22 protein-coding genes are annotated in these 21,226 nt (G+C 61.8%); 11 read left to right on the plus strand and 11 right to left on the minus strand.

The features are described from left to right. Positions 1–35: 35 nt before the first annotated feature. On the plus strand, positions 36–515 hold the full coding sequence (locus tag HF916_RS16305; RefSeq protein ID WP_168789924.1) for a lysozyme inhibitor LprI family protein: 480 nt from the start codon (positions 36–38) through the stop codon (positions 513–515). 538 nt (positions 516–1,053) lie between these two features. Here the strand turns inward: HF916_RS16305 and HF916_RS16310 are convergent. From HF916_RS16310 to HF916_RS16320, 3 genes are all read right to left on the minus strand, one after another. Next, positions 1,054–1,848 carry an alpha/beta hydrolase gene (locus HF916_RS16310; RefSeq protein ID WP_168789925.1) on the minus strand — a complete coding sequence of 265 codons (795 nt, stop codon included), beginning with the start codon at positions 1,846–1,848 and terminating at the stop codon, positions 1,054–1,056. Between the two features lie 117 nt (positions 1,849–1,965). Then, entirely contained in the window at positions 1,966–2,316 is a 351-nt protein-coding gene (locus HF916_RS16315; protein ID WP_168789926.1) for a DUF4148 domain-containing protein, read from the minus strand. A gap of 62 nt (positions 2,317–2,378) precedes the next feature. Then, positions 2,379–2,528, minus strand: coding sequence for a hypothetical protein (locus HF916_RS16320; protein WP_168789927.1), 150 nt, complete (start codon positions 2,526–2,528; stop codon positions 2,379–2,381). 467 nt (positions 2,529–2,995) lie between these two features. Here HF916_RS16320 and HF916_RS16325 point away from each other — a divergent pair, with 467 nt between their 5' ends. The 3 genes from HF916_RS16325 to HF916_RS16335 all read left to right on the plus strand — a co-directional run bounded on the left by HF916_RS16325 (position 2,996) and on the right by HF916_RS16335 (position 5,795). Further along, a complete protein-coding gene (locus HF916_RS16325; RefSeq protein ID WP_168789928.1) occupies positions 2,996–4,240 on the plus strand; it encodes a Crp/Fnr family transcriptional regulator in 1,245 nt (414 codons plus the stop codon). 72 nt (positions 4,241–4,312) lie between these two features. Further along, positions 4,313–5,077: a flagellar motor protein gene (locus HF916_RS16330; protein ID WP_168789929.1), complete on the plus strand. Its 765-nt coding sequence runs from the start codon at positions 4,313–4,315 to the stop codon at positions 5,075–5,077. Between the two features lie 49 nt (positions 5,078–5,126). After that, positions 5,127–5,795: an OmpA/MotB family protein gene (locus tag HF916_RS16335; RefSeq protein WP_168789930.1), complete on the plus strand. Its 669-nt coding sequence runs from the start codon at positions 5,127–5,129 to the stop codon at positions 5,793–5,795. A 13-nt stretch (positions 5,796–5,808) separates the two neighbouring features. On the opposite strand, the gene HF916_RS16340 is transcribed toward HF916_RS16335, so the two are convergent. Beyond that, the gene (locus HF916_RS16340) at positions 5,809–6,060 is read right to left on the minus strand and encodes a DUF4148 domain-containing protein (RefSeq protein ID WP_168789931.1); all 252 of its coding nucleotides are present in this window, start codon (positions 6,058–6,060) and stop codon (positions 5,809–5,811) included. 224 nt (positions 6,061–6,284) lie between these two features. Further along, positions 6,285–6,845: a thioredoxin family protein gene (locus HF916_RS16345; RefSeq protein ID WP_168789932.1), complete on the minus strand. Its 561-nt coding sequence runs from the start codon at positions 6,843–6,845 to the stop codon at positions 6,285–6,287. A gap of 209 nt (positions 6,846–7,054) precedes the next feature. Here HF916_RS16345 and HF916_RS16350 point away from each other — a divergent pair, with 209 nt between their 5' ends. The 4 genes from HF916_RS16350 to HF916_RS16360 are packed head-to-tail and all read left to right on the plus strand — an operon-like array spanning position 7,055 to position 9,615. Continuing rightward, on the plus strand, positions 7,055–7,426 hold the full coding sequence (locus HF916_RS16350; RefSeq protein WP_168789933.1) for a GFA family protein: 372 nt from the start codon (positions 7,055–7,057) through the stop codon (positions 7,424–7,426). After that, positions 7,423–7,545 carry a hypothetical protein gene (locus HF916_RS51510; RefSeq protein WP_274378474.1) on the plus strand — a complete coding sequence of 41 codons (123 nt, stop codon included), beginning with the start codon at positions 7,423–7,425 and terminating at the stop codon, positions 7,543–7,545. The genes HF916_RS16350 and HF916_RS51510 overlap by 4 nt, the downstream gene beginning before the upstream one ends. A gap of 7 nt (positions 7,546–7,552) precedes the next feature. After that, positions 7,553–8,293, plus strand: coding sequence for a response regulator (locus tag HF916_RS16355; protein ID WP_168789934.1), 741 nt, complete (start codon positions 7,553–7,555; stop codon positions 8,291–8,293). Then, entirely contained in the window at positions 8,290–9,615 is a 1,326-nt protein-coding gene (locus HF916_RS16360) for a sensor histidine kinase (RefSeq protein ID WP_168789935.1), read from the plus strand. Before HF916_RS16355 ends, HF916_RS16360 begins: the two co-directional genes overlap by 4 nt. A gap of 33 nt (positions 9,616–9,648) precedes the next feature. Here the strand turns inward: HF916_RS16360 and HF916_RS16365 are convergent, their stop codons facing one another. Beyond that, positions 9,649–11,322 (minus strand): FAD-dependent oxidoreductase, encoded by a 1,674-nt coding sequence (locus HF916_RS16365; protein WP_168789936.1) that lies wholly within the window; start codon positions 11,320–11,322, stop codon positions 9,649–9,651. Positions 11,323–11,638: 316 nt separating this feature from the next. Here HF916_RS16365 and HF916_RS16370 point away from each other — a divergent pair, with 316 nt between their 5' ends. Next, positions 11,639–13,555: an SMP-30/gluconolactonase/LRE family protein gene (locus HF916_RS16370; protein WP_168789937.1), complete on the plus strand. Its 1,917-nt coding sequence runs from the start codon at positions 11,639–11,641 to the stop codon at positions 13,553–13,555. Between the two features lie 85 nt (positions 13,556–13,640). Beyond that, positions 13,641–13,973 (plus strand): DUF2322 family protein, encoded by a 333-nt coding sequence (locus tag HF916_RS16375; protein ID WP_168789938.1) that lies wholly within the window; start codon positions 13,641–13,643, stop codon positions 13,971–13,973. A gap of 177 nt (positions 13,974–14,150) precedes the next feature. Here HF916_RS16375 and HF916_RS16380 read toward each other — a convergent pair whose 3' ends face one another. The 5 genes from HF916_RS16380 to HF916_RS16400 all read right to left on the minus strand — a co-directional run bounded on the left by HF916_RS16380 (position 14,151) and on the right by HF916_RS16400 (position 19,290). Beyond that, a complete protein-coding gene (locus tag HF916_RS16380) occupies positions 14,151–15,152 on the minus strand; it encodes a transketolase family protein (protein ID WP_168789939.1) in 1,002 nt (333 codons plus the stop codon). Further along, a complete protein-coding gene (locus HF916_RS16385; protein ID WP_168789940.1) occupies positions 15,149–15,994 on the minus strand; it encodes a transketolase in 846 nt (281 codons plus the stop codon). The genes HF916_RS16380 and HF916_RS16385 overlap by 4 nt, the downstream gene beginning before the upstream one ends. A gap of 38 nt (positions 15,995–16,032) precedes the next feature. Then, positions 16,033–17,361 carry an MFS transporter gene (locus HF916_RS16390; protein WP_168789941.1) on the minus strand — a complete coding sequence of 443 codons (1,329 nt, stop codon included), beginning with the start codon at positions 17,359–17,361 and terminating at the stop codon, positions 16,033–16,035. Positions 17,362–17,444: 83 nt separating this feature from the next. After that, positions 17,445–18,194 (minus strand): SDR family NAD(P)-dependent oxidoreductase, encoded by a 750-nt coding sequence (locus tag HF916_RS16395; protein ID WP_168789942.1) that lies wholly within the window; start codon positions 18,192–18,194, stop codon positions 17,445–17,447. Positions 18,195–18,393: 199 nt separating this feature from the next. Beyond that, positions 18,394–19,290, minus strand: a complete 897-nt coding sequence (locus tag HF916_RS16400; protein ID WP_168789943.1) for a LysR substrate-binding domain-containing protein — start codon at positions 19,288–19,290, stop codon at positions 18,394–18,396. A 380-nt stretch (positions 19,291–19,670) separates the two neighbouring features. On the opposite strand from HF916_RS16400, the gene HF916_RS16405 reads away from it, so the two are divergent. After that, on the plus strand, positions 19,671–21,215 hold the full coding sequence (locus tag HF916_RS16405; protein WP_168789944.1) for an ATP-binding cassette domain-containing protein: 1,545 nt from the start codon (positions 19,671–19,673) through the stop codon (positions 21,213–21,215). Positions 21,216–21,226 lie beyond the last annotated feature (11 nt).

Here is a 21,226-nt window from a genome sequence, read left to right on the forward strand (position 1 = left end):
AACAAAGGCCCGGTATGTCCACCTTGAACACCGTTTTGTCCCGCGCTCTTCAACGTCTCGCGACGCCGTCCACATTGCTGTCAATCGGCATGGTGGTTGCAGGCGCCACGCTTGCCGTGGACGCGTCGGCGGCAAGCTTCAAGTGCACGAGCAAGTCGTCTGCGTCGGAAAAGATCGTCTGTAAAGAACCTGCACTGTCGGCACTGGACGACCGTCTCGCCGCCGCCTGGCACCGCGCGAAAGACACCACGCTCGATGCGGCGGCGCTCGAATCGGCACGCACGCATCAATGGCTCTGGCGCCAGCACAACTGTACCGATCAAGCCTGCGTGAAGAGCTGGTACGACCGCCGCATCGCTGAACTGGACGCCGACTACGTGCAGGCGAAGCAGGCGCGCCGCGAAGCGTTCGACGCATCGCTGGCCGGGCAGAACCTCGCGCCTTCGGCTGCCGATGCGGTTCGGAAGATGAAGGGCGAGTCTGTTGCGAATGCGACGACGGCTATCGCGCAGTAGTTGCCGATGATGATGGCGCGTCGGCGGGCACGACGCCTCGGCGCGCCCACACCGATGCCCGAGCCGTCGCGCAACTCATAAACGCGATTGAATGCATTGACGACCAGCAAGCGCGCGTCGAATTTGCCGACAAGAGGCTGGTTGAAGTGCTGGATTACGCCGAGATTGATCTGCGCATAGACGGGCAGAGATGGCGAGCGCGGTTCACGGGCGCGCGGTTGCCCGGTTTTAGGCAGCTGGCGTAGTTCGGCGCGTCTTATTGGCTGTGGGTGTCGTGCGCCGGTCAATGCGGCGGGGAGGCGGTTTTGCTTGTGCGTCGGGGGGGTGTCGAGTCGACCAGGCAACTGTTGCTCTCGCTGACGACGTGGTTTATGCAGCCGCAATGAAGTTGCAGCCGTGGACGCTAAAGTTCAGGGTATGGCTTGTTGAAGAGCCACGAGCATCGCCACGCTGAGAGCAGCGTGGCGGGCAGAGAGCGATTGCCTTGTGAAATGACGCTCTTCGAATCGCACTGGACTGTCTATACGCATACGCCAGTTCAAGACTGCGCGTGCTTCGCCGCATCTTCGATGACCGCTGCCACTTCCTTCGGCCGCGATTCATAGACCGAGTGGCTCGCGCCCGGGATCACCGTCGTGTGGCTATGCGCGCGCGTGTAGTACCAGCGTTCGAGATCCGGATTGATGATCTTGTCGTCGGCCGCCACGATGCCCCAGCTCGGCTTGGTCGTCCACGCGGCGACCGTCATCGGCGCCGAAAAGACGTTCGCAGCCGTCAGAATTTGCGAGTGCGATTCGAACTGCGCTTGCTTGAGCGGCAGATCGGCAGCGAAATCCTTCGGGAAATCCGCGGGATTCAGGTACGTGTATCCGTCTCCGGTCTTCATGATCGCGCCCGGCTGCTTTGATGTGTAGCTCGGCATGCCTTTGCCAAGGTCGCTTTCATCTTCGCCGACGGCCGGTGCGTGCGCGGCCACATACACCAGGCCCACGACGTTCGGGTGCACACCGGCTTCGGTGATGACCGAACCGCCGTAGCTGTGAGCCACGAGAATCGTCGGGCCGTTCTGCTGATCGAGCACGCGTTTTGTTGCGGCGACGTCGTCGTCGAGCGAGGTCAGCGGTTCCTGCACGATGGTGACGTGATAACCGTCCTTGGTCAGTCTGTCATAGACCGGCTTCCAGCCGGAGCCGTCCACCCATGCGCCATGTACCAGAACAATGTTGTGGACAGGCGCGGTTTGCGGCTTGGCGTCTTGTGCCATCGCGGCAGTCGAGGCGAAAAGGGCGGCAGACAACGACAAGGCCGTGGCGACGAGAGGCAGAACTTTCATGACACACTCCGGTTGATAAGTAAGAAATTATTCTTGAAAAAATATTTCGAATAGCTTGATGAAAAGTAGGAATCCTGTCGATATGAAGGGAGAAACAGGATTCCCGATACGTGTCATTCAGCTGCCGAAGAAGACATTGCAGAAACTGACGGGGCCGACGCAGCTGGAATCGATTGACGCGTGCTTGCGCATGCCGGACGAAGAGTTGCCGTTCTGCGCCACGCCGCCGTACGACGACTGCGTCGTTTGCGGGGCGGTCTGCGCGGCGACCTTTGCTTCGGCTGCCTGAATGGCGGTCGGGTAATCAGCGTCGTCCCCACGCGAAGGGTTGTAGCCAGCCTGTTCGAGGCGCACCAGATCGGCACGCACTTCAGCACGTGTGACGGGGCCGTTCGATTGTGCGAAGCTCAAAACGGGGGCGGCCAACGTGCCGACGGCGAGAGCGAAACAAACAAGAGCTTTTTTCATGATAAAAATTCCTTGATCAATACGATGAGTAGAGAGGCAACGATTGCCTGAAGCGTGCTGATTTAACTGCCGAAGTACGGCGTGCAGAAGCCTGCGGGGCCGACACACTGCTGCGTGTTCGTGTGCATATGTTCCTTCGCCGAGGTTTGTGTAGCGAAACCTGCTGAAGCGAGAACGATCAGCGAGAAAATGATGGAAAGTTTGCGTTTCATCTGGATGCCTAAATAGTTAGAGATTGAAGATGTCTTGCGAATTAAGTGAAGCTACGTCTTTGCTTGTCCACCAACATGACCCGCTTGCAACGAGAGCAGCGCGTCCATGCCTGTTTCGTCACTACCGTGCAGCGTTCGTCGCTGTCATGTAGGGGCAAACACATCGGGTTTCCGCTTATTCCAAATTTTTTTCGCGATCGTGACGAAAAGATTGAGTCTTACATTTCCCTGAACGTTCGGCGCGCCGGCGGCTGACGCTTCTGCCATGGAAACGAAAAACCGGCATCGCGCAAAGCCTTATCCAGTCTGGCTCCCAAACGTTTGCGCGGTTAAGTCTGACGATTACGTTTATTAAAGCTTTGCGTTTTGCATGTCGTTATCCAGTCAAATAATCTGGACCATCGGACACGCGCGAGCCTTCTGCACGGCAAGCGCTGACGAGGAAATCGCTCTTCGGGGGAATCATCTTGAATCACCAACGATCGCCATGGTCGCGCACAGCGGCTCCGGGCGAAGTCATCTATTCCGAAGGTTTTGCGGGCGACGCCGTCGTCTACGTCATTGCGGATGGCAAAGTCGAAATTTCTACCCAGTGCGACGAGAAGAAGGTGATCCTCGCCACGCTGGGCAAAGGTGAGTTTTTCGGCGAGGCGGCTTTGTTGCCGCCCGAGCCACGAGCGCACACCGCGAAAGCACTGAGCTTCTGCCAGTTGACCGTCGTCGCGGCGAACGTGGTGGAGGAGGAACTCGAACGTGTCTCACCGTTGCTTCGCCATATCGTACGCACGCTGATCCGACGGGTGAAAAAGAAGGACGACGTCCTCGCCACCAATACGCACGCCGACTTTCTGCCGGGTGTCGTGTCCTACGCGCATGTTCTTTCGTTGATGGCGGGCGGCGAGAACGCCGACAGGCCGGACGGCCGCATGCGTCGCGCGCAAGGCGAGGAATTCTCGGTACCTCTGCCTGACGTAATCAGGAAGTGCCATGCAATTGCCGGCCATTCGCGTCCGCATGTGATGGCCATGCTCAAACGAATGGAGAAACTCAATCTCGTCTCGCTCGAACCCGGCCGGTCCGATCGCCCGAGCACCACCTCGGCGCGCTATTCCGCGCAGGACGGCGCAACGAGCCGGCAACTGGTCACGTTCGATCCGGTGCGAATCACCGAGCGTGCCCAGCAGGTGGCGGACCACGATCTCGATCTCTCCATCAGCAGCGAACTGGAGTTGATCGAACTGGACGACCTGGAAGCTTTGATCGGCGTCGAGAAGAAGGTGATTCTCAACAAGCTGTCCCACGCGGAAATCGCGGAAGACCTCTTTGCGTTTCGCAAGACCAAGGTGTTGAATTACGTCGAGGAAAAAGGCATCAGCTATTTTTCGCGCCGCAATACCCGCGGTTTGACCGAGTTGAAGTCGCTCGACGATCTGGAGTTTGTCGACCAACGGACCTTGTTCGAAGCGGTGAGCGCGTTCGACACATACGACCTCGCGAAACTGCTTTCCGCCGTGACGGGCCAGCCGATCGCCGAGCGCCTGCTCTCGGTAATGACCGAAGCGAGAAAGAAAGAAGTCTCGTGGGTCATGCGTCGTGAGATCAAGATCGATCCGCTCGAAATCGCCGAGATCGAAGAACGCTTTCTCGAGATCGTGCGAGCGATCAAAGCTCCGGCGGCCACGGCTGCGCCGCTTTCCAATCTGGATGCCTGACGCGCAACACGCAAACGGCAGGCCGTGTCGCCTTCGAGGTTCGAAGGCGCGGGCGGCCATTCGAGAGGACGTATGGATCTGTTGACGCTATTTGGCGCGGTGTTCGGCGTGACGGCGATCGTCGCGGGTTTTTCGCTGGAGGGCGGGCACTTTACATCGCTGTTTCAGTTGGAGGCATTCGTCATCGTTCTGGGCGGCACCCTCGGAGCGGTGATGATTCAGAACACCTGGGCGAGGTTTTTCGACGGCATCAAGCAACTGCGCCTTGCTTTTGTGAAGGCGCGGCAGGTCGATCGCGAGAGCCTGTCCGTCCTGCTCGAGTGGGGCGATCAGGCCAAGCTGAATGGCATGCTGGTGTTCGAGTCGATCGAGGCGGGCGGCATCAATCCGTTTGCCAAACGAGGTTTGGAGTTGTTGGCAAACGGTGTTTCGACGGCCGTGCTGGAAGACGCCTTGCAACGGGAGCTGGACGCGTATGAGCGCAATCACATGTTGGCCGCGCGGATCTGGCAACAGGCGGGCGGTTACGCACCGACGTTCGGCATTCTGGGCGCGGTGCTCGGTCTGATTCAGGTGACCGGCCATATGCTCGAGCCCGCGCAACTCGGGCAAGGTATCGCGGTGGCTTTCGTCGCGACGCTATACGGCCTTGCTCTGGCTAATCTGGTCTTTCTGCCGTTGTATGGAAAGATCAGGGCGCAGGTGGACAGCGAATTGCGCTTCAGGCGTTTATATCTCGACGGTTTGCTCGCGATCTCGCGCAAGGAGTCGCCTCACATCATCGAGACGCGGCTCGCGGGTGACGTGCGGGAAAGATCGGCCGAGTTGCTGGGCTAGTTTGCTTCGACGGCAATCACAGGTAATTTCGGGCGCAAACTTTTCGGATATGAGCACCTCCTCGGGTAACAAGCGCCTCACGGCGGACAAGACCGGCTATGACGCCGCCGATGAAGGCGAGGCGCAGTCCGGGCGCTGGCTGATCTCTTACTCCGACCTCATCACCACGCTGATGGTGTTGTTCCTTGCGCTCTATGTGCTGCAGTTGGCAAAAACGAGAGAACTCGAAATCAAGGCACTGGAGCGTCACGTCGTCACAGAGGCGACGTCCGCTACGCCGGATGCCTCGAAGAAACGGCTCCTTTCTCTGCTGGAGTCGCTGCGGGACAATCGGCAGATTACGATTTCGAACGCAACTCAAGGCGTGGAAATCGCCATCAACGCAAAAATTCTGTTCAACTCGGGCGACGCGCGTTTGTTGCCGGAATCATTCGACGTGTTGACTCAGATTGCCGGCGTGCTGCGCGACCGATCGAAGAACAACATTCTCGTGGAAGGGCATACGGACAATGTGCCTATATCGACAGCGAAATACGAATCCAATTGGGAGCTGTCTTCTGCACGGGCAGGCGCGGTGGTTCGCTTCTTCGCGGACAAAGGCATCGAAGCGCACAGAATGGCCGCGATCGGCCGGGCCGACAATTTCCCCTTGATCATCGGCGATGACGCGGCGGCGCGCGCCGCGAATCGTCGCGTGACGATTCTCGTCGAGTACTGAGTTGAACGATCACTCAGCTACCCATATAAAGCGAACGATTCAGGTTGGCGAGCTGACCATCTTTCTCGGCTTGCACGAGTTCCTTGCGCACCTGTGCACGCGTTTTCCGGGCGGCGTTGGCAGCGCTCGCGGACCATTGCGGCTGCGCCGCCTGTGCGATCTGCGAAGAATCGACGATAGCGGTCGAGGGTGCCGGAACTGCGGCGTGCGCAACACTTCCGATCACGCCGGCGGCAAAGGTCAAAGCAATCATGGAAACTTTCATATCGTTCTCCTTGAACGGTTGGATAAGAGACGTCCGCGGATCTGAAGGCAGGAGCAGAGGTCGACCAGGACTTGCTGCGATGCGATTCTTGTCAGAGAAGCGGCGTTGAGGTATTGAACCGCGCAGGCGTATCTGGCATGTATCTGGCATGTGTCGGGAAAGCGGTGAATTGCAATGTTGTGTATCGCCGGAAACCACGGATACATTCCGATACGAACCCCCGGCTATCCTTGTTGCGCGAGCAGGGCTTGAATCTTCGCTTCCGTCTTCGCATAGTCGCCTTCACCGAAATGCGTGTAGACGATACGGCCTTGCTTGTCGAGCAGATAGAAAGCCGGCCAGTACTGATTGTTGTACGCGTTCCAGGTCGCATAGCGATTGTCCTGCGCGACCGGGTAAGTGATGCCGAAGCGCTTGATGGCGGTCTTCACGTTGTCGGTGTCGCGCTCGAACGGATACTCGGGCGTATGCACGCCGATGACCGTCAATCCCTGGTCCTTGTATTTCTGATTCCAGCTTTTCACGTAAGGCAGCGTGTTGATGCAGTTGCCGCAGGTGTAAGTCCAGAAATCGACCAGCACCACCTTGCCGCGCAGTTGCTGCAGCGTGAGCGGATCGCTGTTGAGCCACTGCGAAATGCCGCTGAATTCGGGAGCCGCCGCGTTGGCTGCGAGGGCGGGCGCGCCCGGTTCGGGCGACCCCGCGAAGGCGGCAATGCCGCTTGCGGCTGCGGCGGCGATCACGGTTGCGACGGCGAGCGCTTTGATCTTGGATGCGGAGAGCATGTCAGGGTCCTTTCAGGAAGAGGCAAAAACGGCAATTCGCGTATCAGCCGCGAATGACCGTATTGAAGCGTCCGCAGGTATCTGGCATGTGTCGCCCAAACCGCGTGGGTGCAATGTTGTGTATCTGTACGAGGTCCAGATACACTGCGACACAATTCACCGTGCGAGCCAGGCTATAAAGCAGGCATTGCCAAAACACGGAGAGCACCATGAGCGCCGACTTGCTGCAAGGATCCTGCCATTGCGGGGCCGTCAAATTCGAAGTGCGCAGCCCGATCACCCCGGCCGGCCGCTGCAACTGCAGCCTGTGCCGCCGCAAGGGCGCATTGATGACGCCGCTGTTCCCGGCAAGCCAGTTGAAGATCCTGAGCGGCGAGGATTCACTGACGCTCTATCAGTTCAACACGCGGGTGGCCCGGCACTATTTCTGCAAGCATTGCGGCATCTATCCGTTTCATCAGACGCGTAAAGACGCGCAGCTGTGGCGAGTCAACATCGGTTGCCTGGAAGGCGTCGATCCGTATAGTCTGGAAGCGGGCGTCGCCGACGGCGCGAGCCTCTCCGTGCTGGAGGACGCATGAAACGCCTGCTGGCTATCGTCGTCTTCCTGACGGGCGGCCTCGCCGCCGAACTGGCGCATCCGGTGCAGTGTTCATTGATGGTTGCGAGCCGGGTGCAGTTGAAACGCCAAAAGAGATGATGCATTGATGGAAACCATCGATCACGTACTGATTGTCGACGACGACCGCGGCATCCGCGAATTGCTGGCCGGTTATCTCGAGAAGAACGGCATGCGCGTGTCGCTCGCGGCGAATGGACGCCAGATGCGCGCGGCGCTGGAGCAGGGCGCGCCCGATCTGATCGTGCTGGATCTGATGATGCCCGGCGAGGACGGTCTGGTGCTGTGCCGAGAGCTGCGCGCGGGCAAATTCCGTTCAGTGCCGGTGTTGATGCTGACGGCGCGCAACGAGGAAGCCGACCGCATCGTCGGCCTTGAGATGGGCGCGGACGACTACCTGCCCAAGCCCTTCGCCGTGCGCGAGCTGCTTGCGCGCATTCGCGCCGTGCTGCGGCGTGCCCGCATGCTACCGCCCGGCATGCAGGTGACAGAATCGGCGTCGATGCTGGCCTTCGGCGACTGGCGCCTCGACACCACCGCGCGCCATCTGCTCGACGCCGAAGGTACCATGGTGGCACTAAGCGGCGCCGAGTACCGCTTGCTGCGCGTGTTTCTCGATCATCCGCAACGGGTGCTGACGCGCGACCAACTTCTCAATCTCACGCAGGGTCGCCAAGCCGATCAGTTCGACCGTTCGATCGATCTGATGGTGAGCCGTTTGCGTCAACGGTTGCGCGATGTCGCGCGCGAGCCGCGTTACATCAAGACGCTGCGTAGCGAGGGTTATGTGTTTTCCGCAGCGGTGACGGCCATCGGGGATCCGCAATGAACCGCGGGTCCTGGCTGCACTGGCCGCGCACGCTGTTCGCGCGGCTCGCGCTGATTCTGTTCGTCGGTCTCGCGCTGGCGCAGACCTTGTCGTTCTGGCTCACGCTGACCGAGCGCGACCAGACCATGACCAACGTGATGATGGGTTACATCGAGCGCGAAGTAAGCAGTTCGGTAGCGCTGCTCGATCATCTGCCGCCGAATGAGCGCGCGCAGTGGCTGCCGCGGCTCGCACGGCGCAGCTACGAGTTCATCCTGGGTCCGGGCATCACCGGCAACCCGATCGATGCGCATCTGTCCGAACGCGTGGCGCAATCCATCGCGGACGGCGTGGGCACCCACTATCCGCTGACGGTGAACGCCGTTCCCGGCGACAAGGAGCGCTTGCAGGTGCATCTGCAATTGAGCGACGGCACGCCGTTGACGATCGATATGCGCCCCATGTCGGGCGCGCCGCTGTCGCGCTGGCTGCCGCTCGTGCTGGCGTTGCAATTGGCGGTGCTCGTCGCGTGTTGCTGGCTGGCGGTGCGTCTCGCCACGCGTCCGTTGCATCAGCTGGCGCTCGCGGCGGATACGCTCGGCCCCGACCTGAAGGCGGCGCGCTTGCCGGAGGACGGACCGTCGGAAGTGTCGCGCGCCGCGCGCGCCTTTAACGCGATGCAGGATCGCATCGCCACCTACATGACCGAACGCATGCAGATTCTGGCGGCGATTTCGCACGATCTGCAAACGCCGATCACACGCATGCGCCTGCGCGTCGACGTGATGGAAGACGACGCCCAGGGCGCGAAACTGCGGCAGGATCTGCAGGAAATGGAAAGCCTGGTGAAGGAGGGTGTGACGTACGCGCGCACGCTGCACGGCGCCACCGAAGTCCCTTGCCGCGTCGATCCTGACGCGCTGCTCGACAGTCTCGTCTGCGACTATGTCGACGCCGGTCAGGCGGTCAGCCTGGAAGGGCGGCTCGGCGATTCGCTGGTGACGCGTCCACAGGCCTTGCGTCGCATACTCGGCAACCTGGTGGACAACGCGCTGAAGTTCAGCGGCGCGGCCGAAATCACAGCAGCCACTTTGCCCGGCGGAGAGACAGCGATCGCCGTGCTCGACCGTGGTCCCAGCATACCGGCTGAGTTGCTGGAAGCGGTGTTCGAGCCGTTCTACCGGCTCGAAGCGTCACGCAATCGCGATACAGGAGGGACGGGGCTGGGCCTCGCCATCGCGCGGCAACTGGCCATGGCGATGGACGCGACCCTCACGCTGCACAACCGTCCCGGCGGCGGTCTGGAAGCGCGCTTGACGTTGAGGAATCCGCGCAAGGCGTAGCTGCCGGCCGCCAGGCGCCCGCGGCGCCCGGCCTTAGCGGTTCAGCGCCAGATATTGATGCAGCGACTGAATCGCGGCCGCTCCCTCGCCGACGGCAGCGGCGACCCGCTTGACCGAGCCGCTGCGCACGTCGCCCACCGCGAAGATGCCGGGCCGGCTCGTCTCCAGAAAATGCGGAGGGCGGTCCGACGACCACTGCGGAATCGCATCGGGACCGGTAAGCACGAAGCCGTGTTTGTCGAGCGCGACGCAATCGCCGAGCCAGCCGGTACTCGGCTGTGCGCCGAGAAACAGGAACACATGGCGGATCGGCTTCTCCTCGATGTGGCCTTGACTGTCCCACTTGATCGATTCGAGTTGTGCCTCGCCGTTCAGTTCGACGATCTGCGTGCGCACATGAACGCTGATGTTCGCCGCCGCTTCGATGCGTCGGATCAGATAGTTCGACATGCTCGCGCTGAGTCCGTCGCCGCGAATCACGATATGAACGTGACGCGCGAATCCCGACAGGAACACCGCGGCCTGCCCAGCCGAATTTCCACCGCCGACGATGACCAGTTCCTGGTTGTTGCAGAACGCGGCTTCCATATAGGTCGCGCTGTAATAGATGCCGCTTCCCTCGAACTCTTCGAGGCGCGGCAGCAGCGGTTTTCGATAGCGCGCGCCGGTCGCGATAACGATCGCGCTGGCATAGACGTGCTCGCCGTAATTGAGGCGCAGGTGAAAGGGCGGCGCGTTCTCACATTCGATGCCGAGTACTTCGATAGGTACGCCGACTTCCGCGCCGAATTTGCGGCATTGAGACAGCCCACGGCCGGCGAGCGCTTGCCCCGAAATACCGGTCGGGAATCCGAAGTAATTTTCGATCTTCGAGCTGGTGCCGGCCTGGCCGCCCGGCGCCTTGGTGTCGACAACCGCGACTCGTAACCCTTCTGAGGCCGCGTACACCGCGGCCGCGAGGCCTCCCGGGCCCGCGCCGACCACGACCACATCGAACCGTTCGCCGTTCAGCCGGTCGGGGCTCAGGCCGATCGCATCGGCCACCGCCCGGTTGGTCGGCTGCTTGAGCACATTGCCTTGCAGGGTGACGATCACCGGTATGTCGGCTTCGGTTGCGTCGTAACGCTCGAGCAGGCCCTTGGCTTCCTCGTGCTCGACGATATCAAAGTAGGCGAAAGGCTGCGCGTTGCGGCTGAGGAAATGCCGCAGCACGAGTGTGCTCCAGGAAGCCGAACTGCCGATCACCAGAGTGCCGCCGTGCTGATCCTGAATGAACGCGACGCGCCGCAGGATATAGGCGCGCATGATCGTTTCGCTCAGCTCCGCTTCTGCGACGACGAGCGCCCGCAGCGATTCCTCGTCGATCACGATCACTTCGCAATCGCTGATGGCGCGTGCCGTAGCTACCGCGCCGCGGCCCGCGAGCGTGCCCACCTCGCCGGTGAAGCTGCCAGGGCCGTGCGAGCCGAGAACGTGGTGCTTGTCCCCGGTGCCTCTCGACGACTCGATCGCGCCGGAGACGATGGTGAACATCGGAATATGCCGGTCGCCTTCGGTGAACAGGACGTCGCCCGCTTTCAGCCGGCGCCGTTCGCCGTATCGCTCCAGCACCGCAAACTGATGTTCATCGAGCGTTGGAAAAATCTGATGGTGGCGGCTGCCGCCGGCCACCAGGTCTTCACGTCTGCTTGACGGCTTATTGCTCATGGAGCGTTCCGAATGGAGGGCGCGTGTTGCGCGCTGGGGTGAGCTTGCTGCCGGATGCCGAATCGGCGCGAACGATCTGAATGATCGGATAGGACGGCGGACCGTCCTATCCGCAGAGATTGTGCGCCTGAGATCAGTCGTCGGTAAAGTGCGAAAAACAGGGGTGTTCCGCTTGCTAGTGGACGGCCCATTTCCATTTACATGCACGCTGCATGGTTTAACCGCCGTGCCACGCACATATCATCATACCAATCACCGACTTTTCATATCTGGCGAGGTACATTGTCGAGGAATGATTGTTCGGAGAGCATCGCTCATGGTCAAGCACCGCTTCCGTGCCGCGCTCCTGTGCGCGGCGATCATCATGTTCGCGCAGACCTGTTACGCGCAATACACCACCGACTGGCTGGGCAATACGTTCGGCACACTCGCCGCGCACGTGGGCAACACCGCGCGCTCGATGTGGGTCGCGCCTGAAGGCGTGATCTACACGGCTTCGTTGTGGGACGAGAACGAGGGCGGCATCGCGATCTATCAGAACGGGCAGAGTATCGGCTCGATCGGCACGCACGCCGACTTTCAGGGCAGCGCCATTACCGGCAATGCCACGTCGATCTTCGCAGCTTTGCAATACAACACGTCGTTCGGCAGCGGCTCGGTGGGACGCTACAACCGCGCCACGCAGACGCGCGATTTGATCATCCCGGTCAGCGTGTGGACGTCGATACCGCATGCGGATGTCATCACCGGACTCGCGACCGCGGGCTCATTGCTGTATGCGAGCGACGTCTTCGGCAATCGCGTACGTGTCTTCACGACCGACGGCGTCTGGCAGCGGGACATCAAGGTATCGAGCCCAGGCGCGCTCACGCTGGATAGCACCGGTAATCTCTGGGTCGCGCAGCAGAGCGCGGCCACGATCGTCGAATTCAGTTCGGCCGGCGCGCCGCTGAACACCATCCAGATGCCGGCGGCGTCGCGGCCGTCCGCGCTGTATTTCGATGCCGCGTCCGCGCAACTCATGGTCGGCGACCAGGGGCCGGACATGAACATCAAGCGCTACACGATCGCGGGCACGCCGACGCTCGCCGGCCCGTTCGGCATTCAGGGCGGCTATCTCGACACCACCGGCGGCATCAAAGGACAAGTCGGCGACAAGCGCTTCACACGCGTGGTCGGCATCGGCAAGGACGCCGCCGGCAACCTGTACGTGCTCAACAATCCGTGGGGCGGCGGCTGGGATCTCGGGCGCAACGGCGCCACCGACCTTCACGCCTACGACAGCGCCGGCAACCTCGAATGGAAGCTGCAGTCGCTCAACTTCGAGGCGGTGGCCGCGCCGGATCCGTCGACGGACGGCGCCTACTTCTACAGCGGCACGCACATTTACACCGGCACGGCGGGCGGCACCTTCGTCGCGAATACGGTCGATCCGTTCACGTATCCGTCCGATCCGCGCCTGAACAGGAACGACACGCAGCGCGACGAACACTTCGGCCAGCTCGTCACGGTCGGCGGCAACCGGATTCTGGTGGCGTCCGGACAGAACCCGGGCATCTTCTACTTTTTTCATTTCAACCCGGCGAGCGGCTATATAGCGATTCCCGACGCGTCGATTCCAGGGACGGCGTTCAATACGAACCTGCAGGTCACGGGCGGCTTCTGCATCGATAGCCGAGGTGACGTGTGGGCCGGTCTGGACCGGACGAATCACATCTATCACTATCCGCTGAGCGGCTTCGACGGCAACGGCAAACCGTCATGGGGACCGGCGGTCACGATCTCCATTCCGCAGAGCATCCGGCCGCTCACGCGCATCCTCTACCTCGCGGAGAGCGACACCATGATCCTCGCGCAAGGCATTGCCGGAAGCTGGGACTGGACCGCCATGCAGTCGCGCATCGAGGTCTATCACGGCTGGAGCGCGGGCAATACCACGCGGCCCGATCCGGTGATCACGCTCACCAGCGCCAATCCCAAGTCGATCACGGCGGCGGGCAATTATCTATTCGTCGGCTACGTGCACACGGTGCCCAATATCGACGCCTTCAATCTCACCACGGGCCAGCTCGTTACGACGCTGATCAATTCGAGTCCGGGGACCGTGGATGTCGGCAACGACGTCGATTCGATGTACGGCCTGCGTGCGTATCTGAGGGCAGCGGGCGAGTACGTGATCACGAAAGACAACTACAACGGTTCGAGCATCGTAGTGTATCGCTGGACGCCGTGACGGCCGTGCGCTCGTCTGTGGCACGCGCTCTATCGGATAAGATACGGCCCGCGCCGCAATTTTCCGAACACAAGGAGTGGTTTCAATGATTCAACCGGGCAACGTATTCAAGGACAACCTCGCGCAGATGCCGGGTATCGACGGTATCGCGCGCATCGATCTGGTGGACGGCAAGGGCGCCGTGGTGGCCAGCATCGAGAACAAGCCGGGCAAGCAGGGGTCGCTCGCGGTGTACAACTATCTGCAGCAGACATTCGGCACGCTCGACGCGAAAGCGGCCGAGCACGGCCTCGTCGTGTTCGCCGAGCACACGGCCGATGCGCGTAATCGTCCGGGCGCGCATCCGAACGTCGACATCCTGCTCGCGATCGCGGCGGGTGGGGAAGCTTTGCGGATCGATGTGGTCGCAGCGGGCTGAGGGCTCTACTGCTGGCAGCGCACGCGAGTCGCCCCGCGGGGGCTTGTATGCGGGAAAGGTTCCAGGGGCGACCTTCGCTGGCGGCTGGCAATGCCTGCGTTCAGCCAGCGCATCGAGGTTGCGCTGGACTGAGCAGACGACGCAGTGCACTGGCCTGCCTCGTCGACCGAAACACCTTCAGTTCAACCAGCCCTTGATCGCCTCGGACATCGTGGCGGTCGAAATGCCGTAGCGGTCGTGCAGTGTCGGCAACGCGCCGGCAGCGAGGAACGCATCGGGCAGCCCCACTTGCCGGAAGTGACACGCCACGCCCGCGCACATCAATTCCGCGGCGACCGCTTCGCCCAGACCACCGATCACCGTATGGTTCTCCGCGACCACCACGAGCCGTCCCGGGCGCCTTGCTTCGCGCACGATCGGTTCCGTGTCGAGCGGTTTGATCGTCGGCACATGCAGCACGGCGACGCCGATCCGGTCGCTTTCCAGCGCCTTCGCCACTTCGAGCGCGCGCATCGTCATGATGCCGGACGAGATGACCAGCACTTCAGCGCCGTCACGCAGCAGCTTCGCTTTGCCGAGTTCGAACTTGTAGTCGTATTCGTCGAGCACCGCCGGCACGTTGCCGCGCAGCAGGCGAGCATACACGGGGCCCTTATGCGCGGCGATCGCGGGCACCATCTGCTCGATGTCGAGCGCGTCGCAGGGATCGATCACGGTCATGTTCGGCATGGCGCGCATCACGGCGAGATCTTCCGCGGCCTGGTGACTCGGACCGTAGCCGGTCGTCAGGCCCGGCAGCGCGCAGACGATCTTCACGTCGAGATTATCTTCGGCGATCGCTTGATGAATGAAGTCGTACGCGCGGCGGGTCGCGAAAACCGCATACGTCGTGACGAAAGGTTGCGCGCCTTCATGCGCGAATCCCGAAGCCGCGCCCATCAGCAATTGCTCGGCCATGCCCATCTGATAGAAGCGCTCGGGAAACTCCTTGGCGAAGATATGCAGGTCGGTGTATTTGCCGAGGTCGGCCGTCATGCCGACCACGTTCTGTTTTTGCCGCGCCAGTTCGACCAACGCGTGGCCAAAGGGTGCGGAACGCGTGACCTGTCCTTCACTGGCGATCGATGCGATCATCGCGGAGGTCTTCAGGCGCGGTTTGCTCGCGGTTGCGTTGCTCATGCTTGGCTCCCTTCTTCGAGTGCTTGCAGCGCCAATTGCCATTCATGAGCATCGACGCGGATAAAGTGGTTTTTCTCGCGCTGTTCGAGGAACGGCACGCCGCAACCCATGCGTGTGTCGGCGATGATGATGCGTGGTTGCGCTTCGGGATGCGAGCGCGCCGCGTCGAACGCGGCCGCCACCGCAGCGATATCGTTGCCGTCCACGCGCTGCGTGAACCAGCCGAACGCCTGCAGCTTTTCGAGTAGTGGCTCGAACGCCATGATCTGCGTTGAAGGACCATCGGCCTGCTGGTTGTTCACGTCGACCACGGCGATCAGGTTGTCGAGCTTCCAGTGACTCGCCGACATCAAGCCTTCCCAGATCGCGCCTTCGTCCAGTTCGCCGTCGGAGAACAGCGTGTACACGAAGGATTTCGAACCTTTGCGCTTCAGTCCGAGACAGCGGCCCACCGCGATGGTCAAGCCCTGGCCGAGCGAGCCACCGGACATCTCCATGCCGGGTGTGTAGCTCGCCATGCCCGACATGGGCAAGCGGCTATCGTCGCTGCCGTAGGTCTCGAGTTCTTCGGCGGGCAGAATGCCGGCTTCGAATAGCGCCGCGTACAGGGCGATCGCGTAATGTCCGTTCGAGAGCAGAAAGCGGTCGCGCTCTTCCCATTCGGGATCTTCCGGCCGGTAGCGCATGGCGCCGAAGTAAGCGACAGCGAGAACATCGGCGATGTCGAGTGCCTGGCCGATATAACCCTGGCCCTGCACTTCGCCCATCAACAGGGCGTTCCTGCGAATCTGGTAAGCGTGTTCGGCGAGCGTTGCCGTCGGCACGTGGCTTGGACCGTTCATGTTGTCTCCTGTGATCAGTCGTAAAGAGTAAAAGGGGTTCAGCGGTTCACCGACTTGGCGGGCACCAGGAACACGAGGCAGGCGCCGATCGTGACAGCCACCGAGATGAAGATCAGTCCAGCGGTGGACTTGCCTGTCAGATCGTTGAGCCAGCCGACGATCGCCGGAGAAAAGAAGCCCGCGAGATTGGCGACGCAGTTCACCGCCGCGATTCCGGCTGCGGCCGACATGCCGCCGAGCAACGCGGTCGGCAGCGACCAGAACTGCGAAGACGACGCGAGAATGCCGGCAGCAGCGATGCTCAGACAGACGATGGAAGCCGGCACACTGCCGATTGCAGGCAGCAGGATGAAGCCCGCTGCGGCGATCAGCATCGGAATCGCCAGATGCAACCGGCGTTCGCGGTGGCGGTCGGCACTCATGCCGACCAACGGCAGCGCGATGATGGCGCACAGGTAAGGAATCGCGGTGAACACGCCGATCCACAGCGGATCGGCCACGCCGGATTTGCGGATGATGGTCGGCAGCCAGAACGTCAGGCCGTACTGGCCGAGCACCACGCAGAAGTAGATCGCCGCCATCAGCCACAAGCGACGGTCGCCGATGAACGACTTCACCGAGATGTGGGCGATCTTATGCGCGTTGTCGCCGGCCACATTGCGAGCGAGCAGCGTCTTTTCGGAGTCGGTCAGCCACTTCGCTTTCGTGATGCCGTCGTCGAGATAGAGCAGGATCGAGACGCCGAGCACGAGCGAGGGCACGGCTTCCAGCAGGAACAGCCACTTCCAGCCGGCCATGCCCATCGCGCCTTGCAGCGAGTGCATGATCCAGCCCGACAGCGGGCCGCCGATGATGCCGGCGAGCGGAATCGCCATGAAGAACAGCGACAACGCTTTGGCGCGGCGCGCAGCGGGAAACCAGTAAGTCAGGTAGAGAATCACACCGGGCGCGAAACCCGCTTCCGCGACGCCGAGCAGAAAGCGCAGCACATAGAAGGTGGTAGGCGACCTCACGAAGATGAAGGAGGCAGAGATCACCGCCCACGTCAACATGATCCGCGCGAGCCACTTGCGCGCGCCGACACGATGCAACACCAGATTGCTCGGCACCTCGAAGAGAAAATAGCCGATGAAGAAAATGCCTGCGCCCATGCCGTATACCGTTTCGCTAAAGCGCAAATCATTGAGCATCTGCAGCTTCGCGAAGCCGACGTTGACCCGGTCGAGATAGGCGCCGAGATAGCACAGCATCAGGAATGGGATCAGGCGGCGGCTGACTTTTGCGTAGGTCTTCGACTCGAAGCTCGTCGAGTCCGCCTGGGGCAGCATGTCGGCGGCAATGGATGCCGCGGGATACTTCGGTTTCATGGGTGTCTCCTTCCATGGCCCCGGGTTGGCCCGGGTGCCGGTCACGTGGCTGCTCCTGGCGAGCCGCCGCGCGTCGCTATCAATCAATGAATGAGCATGCCGCCGTTCACGTCGAGCGTGATGCCCGTGAGATAGGTCGACAAATCGCTGACGAGGAACAGGCACGCGTTCGCCACGTCGCTCGCATCGCCGAGCCGGCCGAGCGGAATGCCCTTGATGATGTCGGCGCGCATTTCCGTGGTGAGCTTGTCGCCGGTAATGTCGGTCTGGATCAGGCCGGGCGTGATCGAGTTCACGCGAATGCTGTCGCCGCCGAATTCGCGGGCCATCGCACGCGCGAGACCGAGCACGCCGGCTTTTGCCGCGCTGTAGTGCGGGCCGCCGAAAATGCCGCCGCCGCGTTGCGCGGAGACCGACGACATGCAAACGATGCTGCCGCCTTTCTGCTCTTTCATGACCGGCAGCACGGCTTGCGACATGTAGAGCGTGCCGCGCAGATTGACGCCGACGATCGCGTCGAAGCCTTCGGCGGTGATGTCCAGTGTGCGTGCCGGCTGCGTGATGCCGGCATTGTTGATGAGGCCGTCGATGCGGCCGTACCGTTCGAGCGTCGCTTTGGCGGCCGTCAGGCAGGCGGCCTTGTCGGTGACGTCGCAGGCGAGACCCAGATGCGCGTCGCCGAGATCAGCGGCGGCGCGCTGCGCGTCTTCCTCGCGCAGATCGAGAATGACGATGCGCGCTCCTTGAGCGGCGAGAGCCTTGGCGGTTGCTTTGCCGATTCCGCGCGGTGAGGCGGCGCCGGTCACGATGACGACTTTGTTCTCCAGCAACATGGTTGTCTCCTGAGTGTTGATGTGATGGCCGAAGTGTCTACTGCGCGGCCGGTCGCATCAACGAGGTACTGCTCAACTATGTTTGAGAAATTTTCAGGTGACGTGGCGCGCAAGCTCAGCGCATGCGTTGCGTGGTGCGACGCGACAATCGCATGCTCGAGTGTGTGCTGGAAAACCCTGGCAAAGATCGGCGCGGAGCCTAAGCTTTGCGCTCCATGAGTCCGACCTCGCGCTCGATCCACGCGATAAAGCGCGTGACGCGCGGCAGTTCGGCGTTTTGCTGCGGATAGACCAGATGATGCGCGCCGACCTCCACGGCGTGCGTATTGTCGAAGACCGGCACGAGCGCGCCCTCCTTGATTCGGACCGAGGCGAGCATCACGCTTTCGAGCGCGATGCCGAGGCCGAGCGCCGCCGTCTCCAACGACATGTATGAGCGGTCGAAGGAGAAGTCGAAGGTCTTGTGAGCGGCCGATACGCCGGTGCGCCCGAACCACTGTTTCCACTGCACGAGCGGCGTCTCCGAGTAAATCAGGCGATGTTGCAGCAGGTCCTCAGGCGTTTTTACCGGATGGCTCTCCAGATATTTCGGCGACGCGAGCGGCGCGATGAATTCGCCACGTAGCGTCCTGACTTCCAGATCGCGCCAATTCGCGTAGCCGTGACGCAGATCGATGTCGTAATACCCGCTGGTAAACGAGACATCCTCATACGAGCACGCGAGGTTCAACTGGATATCGTCATTGGCCTCCTGGAACGACGCGAGCCGCGGCAGCAGCCACATGAGCCCGATGCTGGGACTGGAATGCACCCGCAGGATATCGACGTCGGTGCGGCTCGACGCGCGTTCGGTGGCGCGGCTCAGGTCCGCCAGCGACCCCGTCACATCGGACAGATAACGCTCGCCGGTCGGCGTGAGGACGAGCCCGCGGCCCGAGCGATAGAAGAGCGGCTGGCCGATCACCGACTCCAGATTGCTGATCTGATGACTGACTGCCGACGCGGTCAGCCCGAGTTCTTCCGAGGCCCGGTTGACGCTCTTTGTTCGGGCCACGCTCTCGAACGCGACGATGGCCTTGACCGGTGGAATGCGCATAGTGAATTTTTTTCAGATGCAGTTGAATGAAACCGCCTTGTTCGCACGCCATTCGCACTGCCATTCTGTCGACAAGCCGCGCAGCCAGGGATGCATGAAATCCTCTCGGTACTAACCCGGCAGTTTCATTGCCGCGAAGCGGCTAATCATAAACATAGGTTGCGCAGTGCAACAACTGTGCAGGAGACAGTAATGGATTATCCGACTTTCCCGGTGAGCGCGCGATCAGCCGACGCTCACACGCAGCGTTTTCGTCCCGTTCGTTCCCCTATCGAGTGAAGACACGCGCCGGTCACAGCCGATGCGGCATCCGGTGAGGTTCGTACCACGCGCTCGCAAAACACGCGCAGCGTGCGGAAAAACGCGGAAGGAGACAGGACATGGCTGAACAACGCTTCTTGCTGACGGCGCGCTCGATCGTCAAGAGCTTTGGACCGACGAGCGTGCTGAAGGGATTCGATCTTTCGATCGCTCCCGGCGAAGTGCACGCTTTTCTCGGTGGCAACGGCGCGGGCAAATCGACGCTGATCAAAATCATCTCTGGTCAGTTCGAACGCGACGGCGGCACGCTCGAATTCGACGGGCAGGCGATCGGCGCGTCCGTGGGCGGGCATGTCGCCGCCGGCACGATCGCGGTCGTCAATCAGGAACTCGCGCTATTACCGCATTTGTCCGTGGCCGAGAACATCGCGATGCCGCGGCTGCGGCGCGGCACGGCGAAATACAGCGAACGCGCGTCGATGGAAATTGCGGTCGAAGCGCTGTCGCTGATCGATCCTCAGTTCGCGCGTGAATCGTCGGGACGGCTGGTCGGCGACTTGACCTTGCACGAGCGTCAATTGGTGGAGATTGCTCGCGCGCTCGGTTCGGGCGCCAGGCTGTTGTTGCTCGACGAACCGACCGCCAATCTGACCGCTGCGGAAACGATCCGGCTCTTCGCAGTGTTACGGCGACTGATTGCCGATACGGGACTCGCGGTGCTGTTCGTTTCGCACCGCATGCGCGAGATTCGCCAGATCGCCGATGTCTGCACGATCATTCGCGACGGCAAGACGGCCGTCGACCGCGTCGCGCTCGATGCGATCACGGACCGCGAGATCATCGAATGCATGGGTCAGAGCGTCGTCGTCGATGAAGCGGCAGCACGCGTCGCGGAGTCGGCGGAGTTGGGGCATGCGAACCCGGCAGGGGAGCAGCACATCGATGACGGCGGCGGCCGCATCCACGCAGGCGCGTTACGAATCGAACGCGATGGCGTGGCGATCGATGTGCCCGCCGGCGCGATCGTCGGCCTCGCGGGCGCGCCGGTCGGCCCATCTTCGCTGATCGATGCGCTCACTGGTATCGCGCCCGCCGGTTCGTGGGCCATCACTCGCGACGGCGCGCGCGTCAGCTATTCGCATCCTTCCGCCGGCGCGCGCGATGGCGTCGGCTTCGTCTCGGGCGACCGCTCGAACAAGGGCGTGCTCGCCACGCTGCCGATCGTCGACAACCTCGTCGCGGCGGCGCGCGTCGTCAACCGGCGCAGTGTCGTGAGGCGCGAGGAGATCGAGCAGAGCACACGTCTGCTCGACGCGCTGAAGATTCGCGCGGGCTCGCTGTGGGATCTGCCGGCCACACTCAGCGGCGGCACGCAGCAAAAACTGCTGATCGCCCGTTGGTTATTGCTGCGGCCGAGGCTGCTGGTGCTCGAAGAGCCGACCCGCGGCGTGGACATCCGCACGAAGCGCGAAATCTATGCGCTGATTCGCAAGATGGCGCAGCAGGGCACGACGATCGTCTGGTGGTCGACCGAATACATCGAACTGGTCGAACTGTGCGACACCGTGCTCGCGTTCGATCTGGACGGCAAGCCGACCGAAGTCCTGCGCCACGCCGACGTCAACGAAACGCAACTCGCCGCCGCAACGGGCATGGCCGCCTAGCGCCACTTAGC

The organism is Paraburkholderia aromaticivorans, assembly GCF_012689525.1.
Classification (GTDB): Bacteria; Pseudomonadota; Gammaproteobacteria; order Burkholderiales; family Burkholderiaceae; genus Paraburkholderia; species Paraburkholderia aromaticivorans_A.